Source organism: Cereibacter johrii (assembly GCF_001720585.1).
Lineage (GTDB): Bacteria > Pseudomonadota > Alphaproteobacteria > Rhodobacterales > Rhodobacteraceae > Cereibacter_A > Cereibacter_A johrii.
Genome location: NZ_MABH01000145.1, coordinates 1 through 9,911 on the forward strand (window position 1 = coordinate 1; position 9,911 = coordinate 9,911).

12 protein-coding genes are annotated in these 9,911 nt (G+C 71.4%); 3 read left to right on the forward strand and 9 right to left on the reverse strand.

Translation table 11 applies throughout. The annotated features are described in order from the left end of the window. On the forward strand, positions 1 to 196 hold a 196-nt coding region (locus A9O63_RS12805), incomplete at its 5' end, for a DUF6456 domain-containing protein (RefSeq protein WP_235836982.1). Here A9O63_RS12805 and A9O63_RS12810 read toward each other — a convergent pair. From A9O63_RS12810 to A9O63_RS23570, 4 genes are all read right to left on the reverse strand, one after another. Further along, entirely contained in the window at positions 166 to 1,494 is a 1,329-nt protein-coding gene (locus tag A9O63_RS12810) for an HlyC/CorC family transporter (protein WP_069332288.1), read from the reverse strand. The genes A9O63_RS12805 and A9O63_RS12810 overlap by 31 nt on opposite strands. A 68-nt stretch (positions 1,495 to 1,562) precedes the next feature. Next, the gene (locus tag A9O63_RS12815; protein ID WP_069332289.1) at positions 1,563 to 2,498 is read right to left on the reverse strand and encodes a site-specific tyrosine recombinase XerD; all 936 of its coding nucleotides are present in this window, start codon (positions 2,496 to 2,498) and stop codon (positions 1,563 to 1,565) included. Continuing rightward, entirely contained in the window at positions 2,498 to 4,066 is a 1,569-nt protein-coding gene (locus A9O63_RS12820; RefSeq protein WP_069332290.1) for a hypothetical protein, read from the reverse strand. The genes A9O63_RS12815 and A9O63_RS12820 overlap by 1 nt, the downstream gene beginning before the upstream one ends. After that, complete coding sequence (locus A9O63_RS23570; RefSeq protein ID WP_002719992.1) at positions 4,056 to 4,190, reverse strand: hypothetical protein; 135 nt, start codon at positions 4,188 to 4,190, stop codon at positions 4,056 to 4,058. Before A9O63_RS23570 ends, A9O63_RS12820 begins: the two co-directional genes overlap by 11 nt. A gap of 137 nt (positions 4,191 to 4,327) precedes the next feature. On the opposite strand from A9O63_RS23570, the gene A9O63_RS12825 reads away from it, so the two are divergent. Continuing rightward, positions 4,328 to 4,924, forward strand: a complete 597-nt coding sequence (locus A9O63_RS12825) for a shikimate kinase (protein ID WP_069332291.1) — start codon at positions 4,328 to 4,330, stop codon at positions 4,922 to 4,924. Beyond that, complete coding sequence (aroB, locus tag A9O63_RS12830; RefSeq protein ID WP_069332292.1) at positions 4,921 to 6,033, forward strand: 3-dehydroquinate synthase; 1,113 nt, start codon at positions 4,921 to 4,923, stop codon at positions 6,031 to 6,033. The genes A9O63_RS12825 and aroB overlap by 4 nt, the downstream gene beginning before the upstream one ends. A 438-nt stretch (positions 6,034 to 6,471) precedes the next feature. Here aroB and cobF read toward each other — a convergent pair whose 3' ends face one another. From cobF to cbiT, 5 genes are all read right to left on the reverse strand, one after another. Then, positions 6,472 to 7,248 (reverse strand): precorrin-6A synthase (deacetylating), encoded by a 777-nt coding sequence (gene cobF / locus A9O63_RS12835; protein WP_069332293.1) that lies wholly within the window; start codon positions 7,246 to 7,248, stop codon positions 6,472 to 6,474. Between the two features lie 84 nt (positions 7,249 to 7,332). Then, on the reverse strand, positions 7,333 to 8,058 hold the full coding sequence (cobA, locus tag A9O63_RS12840) for a uroporphyrinogen-III C-methyltransferase (protein WP_069332294.1): 726 nt from the start codon (positions 8,056 to 8,058) through the stop codon (positions 7,333 to 7,335). Beyond that, positions 8,055 to 8,837 (reverse strand): precorrin-4 C(11)-methyltransferase, encoded by a 783-nt coding sequence (gene cobM / locus A9O63_RS12845; protein WP_069332295.1) that lies wholly within the window; start codon positions 8,835 to 8,837, stop codon positions 8,055 to 8,057. Before cobM ends, cobA begins: the two co-directional genes overlap by 4 nt. Beyond that, positions 8,834 to 9,208, reverse strand: a complete 375-nt coding sequence (locus tag A9O63_RS12850) for a cobalamin biosynthesis protein (protein ID WP_069332296.1) — start codon at positions 9,206 to 9,208, stop codon at positions 8,834 to 8,836. The genes cobM and A9O63_RS12850 overlap by 4 nt, the downstream gene beginning before the upstream one ends. Beyond that, positions 9,205 to 9,911 (reverse strand): precorrin-6Y C5,15-methyltransferase (decarboxylating) subunit CbiT (cbiT, locus tag A9O63_RS12855; protein ID WP_069332297.1); only part of this gene is annotated, 707 nt, incomplete at its 5' end. The genes cbiT and A9O63_RS12850, both read right to left, overlap by 4 nt.

A 9,911-nucleotide genomic window follows, 5' to 3' on the forward strand; every position in this document is an offset into this window, starting at 1 on the left:
GGCGCTGCGCGATCTGGGCCCCGGCCTCGGCGACATGGTGCTGCGCTGCTGCTGCTTCCTCGAGGGGCTCGAGGCGGCCGAGCGCCGCATGGGCTGGTCGGCGCGCTCGGGCAAGATCGTGCTCCGCATCGCGCTCCAGCGGCTGCGGCGCCACTATGACGAGACCTACGGCCGGTCGCGCCCGCTGATCGGCTGAGCGTCGAGCGGGCGGACCTTCAGCTTCATGATCCGGTTGTCGCGCTTGGTCAGCACCTCGAAGCGGAAGCCGTGGAAGCTGAAGGCCTGCCCCTCGTTCGGGATCATCTGCGCTTCGTGGATGACAAGGCCCGCCACCGTGTTGGCCTCTTCGTCGGGCAGCTGCCAGTCCATCATCCGGTTGAGGTCGCGGATCGTCATGGCCCCGTCCACGAGATAGTCGCCCGTGTCGGCGCGCTTCAGCGTCATCTCCTGCGCGATGTCGAACTCGTCGTTGATCTCGCCCACGATCTCTTCGATGATATCCTCGAGCGTGATCAGGCCCTTGAGCGCGCCATATTCATCCACCACCAGCGCGAAATGCGTCCGCCGCTTCAGGAACTGGCGCATCTGCTCGTCGAGCGGCGTTGTCTCGGGGACGAAATAGGGCTTCATCGCCACGGCGAGGATGTCGAGCTCGTCCAGGGCCCCCGTGCTGCCCGTCCGCATCAGCCGCGAGACCTCGCGCAGGAGATCCTTGGCGTGGATGATCCCGAGGATGTTCTCGTGATCGCCGCGATAGAGCGGGATCCGCGTGTGGGGCGAGGCGAGGACCTGGGCGATCACCTCGGCCGAAGGCTTGTCCGCGTCGATCATCTCGATCTGGCTGCGGTGGCGCATGATCTCTTCGACGGTGCGCTCGGACAGGTCGAGCGCGCCCAGCAGCCGGTCGCGGTCCTCCTTCTCCACCGCGCCCTGCGAATGGCCGAGCGCGATCGCGCCCGCGATCTCGTCCCGGATGGCGAGCATATGGTCGCCCGGTTCGATTCGGACGCCCACGATCCTCAGAAGGCCGCGCACGAGGGCCCGCACCACCGCCACGATGGGCGAGAAGACGAAGATCAGCACCCGGATCGCCGGCGCCACGCGGCTCGAGAAGGCTTCGGGGCGGCTGATGGCGAGGGTCTTCGGCAGCACCTCGCCGAAGATGAGCACGAGGCAGGTCATCACCAGCGTGGCCACCGCCACGCCCCCGTCGCCGAAGAGCCTCGTCAGCAGCGCCGTGGCGAGCGAGGCCGACAGGATGTTGACCACGTTGTTGCCGAGGAGCAGCGCCCCGATCATCCGCTCGTTGTCTTCGGTCACCTCCAGCGCGCGTTCGGCCCCGCGCGATCCCTTGTCGGCCTTGGCGCGCAGCTTGGCGCGGGACGAGGCGGTGAGGGCCGTCTCGGAGCCCGAGAAGAAGGCGGACAGCGCGAGAAGCCCCAGGATGGCGGCGGCGGTGACAATCGTCGCCGGATCGAGGTTCGGAAAGGTCATGACGGGTTACGGTCCTTCGGGATCGGCAAGGGTCAACTGTGAGGCGCGCCCGGCGCCGGAGCAAGCCTTCACTCGCGCGCCAGCGGATGATGCTTCAGCACCAGCTCCTTCAGATGGGCGTCGAGAACATGAGTGTAGATCTCGGTGGTCGAGAGATCGGCATGGCCGAGCAGGGTCTGGATCACCCGAAGATCGGCGCCTCCTGCCAGCAGATGGGTGGCGAAGGCGTGCCGCAGCGTGTGCGGCGTGACTTTCACGGGGTCGATTCCGGCCAGCACCGCGATCTGCTTCACGAGGACATAGAAATATTCCCGCGTGAGATGGCCTGCCGCGCCCGAGCCCGGAAACAGGAAGCGCGAGGCGGGCCGGCCGGCCTTCTGCCCCTGCGCCTCGGCCGCGTCGCGCGCCCGGAGCCAGTCTGCCAGCGCCTCGCGCGCGGGCGGCGAGAGCGGCACCATCCGCTCCTTGCCGCCCTTGCCGCGCACGAGGATCATCCGCGGATTGCCGCGCGCCGCGGCGACGGGCAGGCCCACCATCTCCGAGACGCGCATCCCGGTGGCATAGAGCAGCTCCAGAAGGCAGCGGTTGCGGATCTGGTCGGCGGCGCGGCGGCCCTTGTCGCGGGCCGCTTCCAGCAGCCGGTCCACCTCCTCGATCTCGAGCGTCTTCGGCAGGCGCTTCGACCGGCCGGGGCCGCTGATGCGGATCGCGGGATTGTCGGCGCGCCAGCCCTCTTCATGCGCGAAGCGGTAGAGCTGCCGGATCGCGGAGAGCCGCCGCGCCCTTGTGGCCGAAGACAGCCCCTGCGCCTCGCAGAAGGTGAGGTAGGCCTCGACCGTATCCCGCGTGGCGGTCAGGAAATCCTCCGAACGGCGACCGAGCCAGGCCGCGTAATCCTTCAGGTCGCGGCCATAGGCGAGGCGCGTGTTGCGCGCGGCATCGAGTTCCGCCGCCTGAGCCTCGAGAAAGGCCGAGATCCAGCGCTCCATGCCCGCGGCCTCCATCAGCCGCGCCGCTCCAGGAGCATGAGTTCGAGCGCGGTGCGGCGCGCGACCTTCTGCAGACCCAGTTCGCGGAAGAGGGCGAGGCCCTGCGTCACGCCCGTCATGTCGCCATCCATGCCGCGCGCGACCTCTTCGAGCGCCAGAAGCAGCGCCTCTCCGGGCCGATCCTGCGCCAGAAGCTCCTTGGCGGCCTCGGACGGTTCGGCCTTGCCGAAGCCCGCCGCGATGGCGCGCCCCATCGGATCGGCCGGGTCGGCCTGCGCCGGATCGCCCGCCGCCAGCGCGACGAGGAAGCCTTCCGCCGCGTCGCGGGGCTTGTGGGCCTTCGCCACGGTCTCCGCCTCCATCGACAGAAGCGCCATGCGGAAGGCCAGCGCCGCCGCCTCGTCCGGCAGGGCGATACCCTCGAGCCGGTCGGCCACGAGACGCGAGAGGGTCACCTCGAGCTCCACCTCGGACATCCGGTCGTAGGCCTCGGGCAGCGTCCGGGCCACCGCGGCCGCATCCTTCGCCGTCAGGGCGTCGTCCAGCGCCTGAAAGGCGCGGACCCTGTCCCAGACCCCGCCCGAGGCCGCGGCCTTCCGCGCGGTATAGAGCCCCACGAGCAGGTTCGGATCGAGCGCGCCTGCCCGCGACAGCCGCTCCGCCGCCTCGATCTGCGCCTTCCATCCTGCTGTCTCGCGCAGTTCGGCATGGGCGAAGGCGATGGGCAGCGACTGGGTGGGCAGCGGCTCGCCCACCGCCTCAAGGAGCCGCCAGTCGAGCGGCGTCACGCGGGCGGGCGGCGTGAGCGGCCCTTCGCCCTCGTAGAGGTCGGGATCGAGAAACCGCGACAGGAGCGCATCCTGCGCATCGTCGACGAAACCCAGCGCCTGCGCGGTCCGCAGCGTCAGCGCGGCCGCGTTCCAGTCGCCCGAGCGGGCAAGACAGAAGATCCGCGCGGGCAGGGTCGGCGCCAGATCGGGCGACTTCTGCAACTCGACGCAGGAGGCATCCTCCTCGCCGGTCAGAAGCGCGATGTCGAACTTGCGGCGGAAGATCTCGGGCCCCTCGTCGCCCGCCGCATCGATCAGGCTCCCGGCTCCCTCGAGCGCGCCCATCGCCAGAAGCTTGTCGACGCGTGCGAGCAGCAGCCGCCCCTTGCCCTCGGAATCGGCCGGCGGCTCGGCTTCGGCCAGAAGCATCGTCGTCAGCAGCGACTGGAGCGCAGGCAGCGTGGCCGTCGGCGCGATGGCGATCCGGTTCGCGATCTCGGTGGTGCGCCCCATGCCCCAGAGCGCGTGCGGCAGGCCGGTGCGCGACGCGGGCAGGATCCCCGCCGCATCGGGCGAGGGCCCGTCGAGCGGCGTGACCGCCACTTCCGCCGGCAGCGCGCCCTTGGTGACCTTGGGTTCCTCGGGCGGCGCGGCCAGCTTGACCGGCGCCGCGACCGACCGCGACAGCCAGTCGATCGCCGACAGCGGCTCCTGCGCCGCCGCGCCCGCCGACAGGCCGATCAGCGCGCAGAGTGCCGCGGCGCCATGTCGCGCCCCGCCCTGCAGCGACCCGGACCTGTGGTCATTGGGCATTCAGCATCACCGGCTTCGTCACCTCCGTCTGCGGCGGCGACAGGTCCGCGAGATAGGCATAGCCCGTCAGCGCGATCAATCCCACCACCACAAGCACCAGCAAAGCCTTGAAGATGCGCCACATGCCTGTTTCCGACCCTCGTTCTGCCCCGGTTCTTTGTTGCCCTGCAGGCCGCGCGGAATGCGGCGGCCACAGGGATCGTGCGCGTCGAATATATATGGCTTTTCAGCCGACTTCACGCCATTCAGGCAACAAAGTTGATGGCCGGGGCGGAAGTGCGCCGGCGCGGGAACAGGGAGGATGCCCGGCAAGTGGTGGCGCGGCTGAAGAAAACCGTTGTGATGGTGGGCATGATGGGGGCGGGCAAGACGGCCGTGGGCAGCGCGCTGGCCCGGTGTCTGAACGTGCCCTTTCTCGATTCGGACGAGGAGATCGAGCGGGCCGCCAACCGGACCATCGCCGAGATCTTCGCCCGCGACGGCGAGCCCTTCTTCCGCGAGAAGGAGAGCCAGGTGCTCGCGCGGCTCCTGCGGGGCAATCCTTGCGTGCTTTCCACCGGCGGCGGCGCCTTCATGGCCGAGGACAACCGCCGCATGATCCGCGAGCAGGGCGTATCGGTCTGGCTCAAGGCCGACCTCGATGTGCTCTGGCATCGGGTGCGGCACAAGGCAACCCGGCCGCTCCTGCGCACGCCCAACCCGCGCGAGACGCTGCGCGCGCTTCTCGAGGCACGCGATCCGGTCTATGCGCAGGCGGATCTTGCGGTGGAAAGCGGCGAGGGAACGGTGGAACAGATGGCGGTGCGGGTGCGCGAGGCGCTGGCGACCCGCCCCGATGTGCTGGAGACGGACGAATGACGGTCGATGCGGTGCGGGTAGAACTGGGCGCGCGCGCCTACGAGGTGCGGATCGGGCCGGGGCTCATCGCGCGGGCAGGCTCCGAGATCGCGCCGCTTCTGCGGCGGCCGAAGGTGGCCATCCTCACCGACGAGACGGTGGCGGGGCTGCATCTCGACCCCTTCCGGCAGGCGCTGGCCGAGGCGGGCATCGCCTCTTCGGCGCTCGCGCTGCCCGCGGGCGAGGCCACCAAGGGCTGGCCGCAGTTCGCCCGCGCCGTCGAATGGCTGCTCGAGGAGAAGGTCGAGCGGCGCGACGTGGTGGTGGCGCTCGGCGGCGGGGTGATCGGCGATCTGGCGGGCTTCGCTGCCGCCGTCCTGCGGCGGGGCGTGCGCTTCGTGCAGGTGCCGACAACGCTTCTGGCGCAGGTCGACAGTTCGGTCGGCGGCAAGACGGGGATCAACACCGCCCAGGGCAAGAACCTCGTCGGCGCCTTCCACCAGCCCTCGCTGGTGCTGGCCGACATCGGCGTCCTCGAGACGCTGCCGCCGCGCGACTTCCGCGCGGGCTACGGCGAGGTGGTGAAATACGGCCTGCTCGGCGACGTCGATTTCTACGAATGGCTCGAGGAAGCGGGTCCGCGGCTGGCCACCGACGCCGAGGCCCGCCAGCGCGCCGTGCGCCGCTCGGTCGAGATGAAGGCCGAGATCGTGGCCCGCGACGAGACCGAGGAGGGCGACCGCGCGCTCCTGAACCTCGGCCATACCTTCTGCCACGCGCTGGAAAAGGCCACCGGCTATTCCGACCGGCTCCTCCATGGCGAGGGCGTGGCCATCGGCTGCGCTCTGGCCTTCGAGCTGAGCCAGCGCTTGGGCCTCTGCGCCCAGGAAGCGCCCAGCCGCCTGCGCGCGCATCTGCGGGCGATGGGCATGAAGGTGGACCTGCGCGACATTCCCGGGGATCTGCCCTCCGCCGAGGCGCTGCTCGCGCTGATGGCGCAGGACAAGAAGGTGGTGGACGGCAAGCTGCGCTTCATCCTCGCCCGTGGCATCGGGCAGGCCTTCGTCGCCGATGACGTGCCGGGGGATGTTGTTCACACGCTGCTGGAGGATGCCATCGCATCCCGCTGATTTCGCGTCACTATCCGCGCTTGAATGTGGGGGTATGGCGCAGCGTCCCGCGTGCCCCGGTCGGGATGCCCCCGCTCGCGCAGGGGCATGCCGTCAGAGCGAGCAGCCGGTCGGCAGCGGAGAATACCAGAATTCGAGGACCGGTTGCGGCATGACCATGGCCAGAGCCTCGTAGGTCAGGCGGGGAACGGGAAACATCGCATCTCTCCTTGAGCGCCCGCGGAAGCTGCGGGCTTGATGAGGATGAAACGCCGAAATCCCGCCAAGGTTCAACACGACCTTGGGATGAGGCGGCCTCTCTTGAGAGAGGAGGCGAGCCCCGTCCGACAGGCATATGTCTCTGCAAGAAAAAGCGGTATCCGACGAGCGGGATCCTCCGCCCGGCGCCCTCCGCCAGCGATGCCGTGCGCCGGGCGTCTGGGCGGTTCTCCCGGCCTCTCAGGTCTCTCCCGGTCCTCCTTCGGGGCCGCCCTTTCGCCGATCGTCGGTCCCGCGGTCGAGGAGATAGATATCCATGATCCAGCCATGGCGCGCGCGGGCCGCGGCGCGGGCAGCGAGGATGCGCGGACCGGCCTCCGCCAGCGGTCCCGCCTCGAGGATCTGCTCGTCCATCCCGAGATAGGCGCCCCACCAGATCCGCACCCCCCGCGGATCGAGGCCGCGAAAGCTCGTCTCGCCGTCGAGCATCACGGCCAGCCGGTCGACGCCTGCGGGCCAGCCCTCGTCCCTGAGCCGCCGCCCCGTAGTGACCAGCACCGGCGCGCCCACCGCGTTCAGGGGGATCGCATGGGCGGCGCAGAGCGCCTGGATCGCCGTGATCCCGGGCACCACCCGCACCTGCGGCGCCGGATCGAGCCGGGCGGCGATGCGGAGGCTCGAATCATAAAGCGACGGATCGCCCCAGATCAGGAGCGCCACGCGGGCGGCGCCCCCCGCCGCGCGGGCCCAGGCCAGCGCGATGGCATCGTGCCAGTCCTCGACCCCCTGACGGTAGTCGGGGTTGGCGGCATCGCGCACGGGCAGATCGAACTCGGCCACCGGGACAAGGGGGGCTGCGTCGGCGCAGATCGCGCGCCGGATCTCGGCGAGGTCCGACTTGTCGCGCCCCTTGCGCGGCACGAGGATCAGGTCGGCCTCGGCCATCCGCCGCCGGCCCTCGGCGGTCAGATGGTCCGGGTTGCCGGTGCCGATCCCGATGAGAAGAAGCTCACGCATCGCAGGAAACTTTCGCCGGGGCCGCGCCCCTGAAGGGCCATGCCGTTCGCGCTTCGTGAAATGCAGGGCCCTTTGCCGCGCCGCTCATCGGTCCTCCTCCTCGCCCGCGAGAGGGCCGTAGAGGATCAGCGCCGGAGCCTCGCCGGCCCGCGCCACCTCTTCCACGAGCGCGCCGAGCGTGCCGCGCCAGATCCGTTGCGCGGGCGTCGAGACGCCTTCGGCCAAAAGCGCGGGCGTGGTCTCGGGCAGGCCGGCCGCGAACAGGGCGGCGGCCAGCGTCGGGAAGGTGCGCTTGCCCATGAAGATCACCGTCGTGGCCGCCGGATCGGCCAGCGCCGCGAGGTTCTGCTGCGGCAGGCCGCCCGTCACGTCGGCCCCGGTCAGGAACTGCACCCGCCGCGCCGTCAGCCGCCGCGTGAGCGGGATGCCCGCCGCCGCCGCCGCGGCACAGGCCGAGGGCACGCCCGGCACGATCTCGTAGCCGATCCCCGCCGCCTCGAGCGCCTCGATCTCCTCCTCGAGCCGCCCGAAAAGCCCCGCGTCGCCCGATTTCAGCCGCACCACGCGCCCGCCCATCCGGGCATAATCCACGAGCAGCCGACTCACATGATCCTGCTTCGGCGAGGCGCGGCCCGCGCGCTTGCCCACGCCCACGAGATCCGCCTCCGGACGGGCATGGGCGAGGATCGGCCCCGAGGAGAGGTCATCGAACAGCACCGCATCGGCGCGGCCGAGCCGGTCCACCGCCTTCAGCGTGAGAAGTTCAGGGTCGCCCGGCCCCGAGGAGACGAAGGAGACGAAGCCTGTCATGCCCCCTCCGGGAAGCGCGGATGGGTGCCCACGGGCCGGTAGCGGCGGTCGTAGTCGCCGGCATAGAGGCGGCTCTCGGCGAACTCTTCCGCGCCGAGGCTGCGGCCCACGAGAATGAGCGCCGTCCGCTCCAGCTCGGGGCCGAGCGCCGCCTCGAGGCTGCCGAGGGTCGCGCGCACCACCCGCTCGTTGGGCCAGCTCGCGCGCCAGACCACCGCCACCGGGCAGTCGGCACCGTAATGCGGCAGAAGCTCGGCCGTGACGCGCCCGAGCACATGGACCGAGAGATGGATCGCCAGCACCGCGCCGGTGGCGGCGAAGGCCGCGAGGCTCTCGCCCTCGGGCATGGGAGAGGCGCGCCCCGAGGTGCGGGTCAGCACCACCGACTGCGCGACGCCCGGCAGCGTGAGCTCGGCCCCGAGCGTGGCCGCGGCCGCGGCGAAGGAGGGCACCCCCGGCGTCACGTCATAGGGGATGCCCAGCGCGCGCAGCCGGCGCAGCTGCTCGCCCATCGCCGACCAGACCGAGAGATCGCCCGAATGGAGCCGCGCCACATCCTTGCCCTCGGCATGGGCCGCGGCGATCTCCTCCACGATGGCCTCGAGGCTGAGCGGCGCCGTGTTCACGATGCGGCAGCCGGGCGGGCAGTGGGCCAGCACGCCCTCGGGCACCAGCGAGCCCGCATAGAGGCAGACCGGCGAGGCGGCGATCAGGTCGCGCCCGCGCAGCGTGATGAGATCGGGCGCTCCGGGGCCCGCTCCGATGAAATGCACGGTCATGCCGTGGCTCCCTTCCTGTCAGGATCCGCGGCCGAGCAGGCCACGGCAATCGTCACGGGCCCCGCGGTCCGGCGGGTCCGCATCAAGGTGGCGCCGGGGCCCGCGGCCACCAGCGCCGCCGCCTCGGCGATCGAGCCGGTGCCGAACCGCTCCTCGATCCGCGCCGAGCGGGTGGGCGTGGCGATGCCCGCAAGCGCCGCTTCGGGCAGCGCGCGCACCGGCAGCCCGAGCCTCAGGGCCAGCGCCTGAAAGGCGGGCAGGGTCGCGCGCGCCTCGAGCGTGGCGAGAAGCTCGGGCGCCTCGTCGCCCAGCGCCGCGGCCAGCTCCTCCTCGGTCGCGCTCTCCCGGAAGCCGAGCCCCGCCACGATCATCGCACGAGGCTCCATTGCACCACGGGCCGGGCGGCCTCCCAGCCGCGCATCCGGCCGAGCGGGGCCGCGCGCGCAAGCTCGATCCGCAGGAGCTCGCCGCCGTGGCGGGCATGGAGCGTTGCAAGCAGCGCCTCGGTTTCGAGCGTCACCGCATTGACCACGAGCCGGGCCTTGGCGGGCAGCGCCGCGAACAGCGCCTCGTCGAAGCCGCCGCCCACGAAGATCGCGTCCGGCGTGGGCAGCGCGGGCAGATTGTCCAGCGCGCGGCCCTCGACCACCTCCAGCGGCAGCGCGAAGCGGGCGGCATTGGCGCGGATGTTGGCCGCGCGCTCCGGGCGGACCTCGACCGCGACGGCCCGGCCGCCCGCGAGGCACCATTCGACCGAGACCGAGCCCGAGCCCGCGCCCAGATCCCACAGAAGCTCGCCCCGCCGCGGCGCGAGGGCCGCGAGAGTCAGCGCCCGGACCGGAGCCTTGGTGATCTGCCCGTCATGGGCAAAGAGGCCGTCGGGCAGACCCGCGCTGCGGGGCAGCGCGCACCCGCCCGCGGCCTCGAAGGCCACCGTCACCGGGGCTGCGACATCCGTCAGCGCAAAGGCCGCGGCGGTGGTGGCGCGCACCCGCTCGCGCGGCCCGCCCAGCGCCTCCATCACCCAGAGGCGGCTTTCGCCCCAGCCCTCCGCCGCAAGGAAGGCGGCCAGCG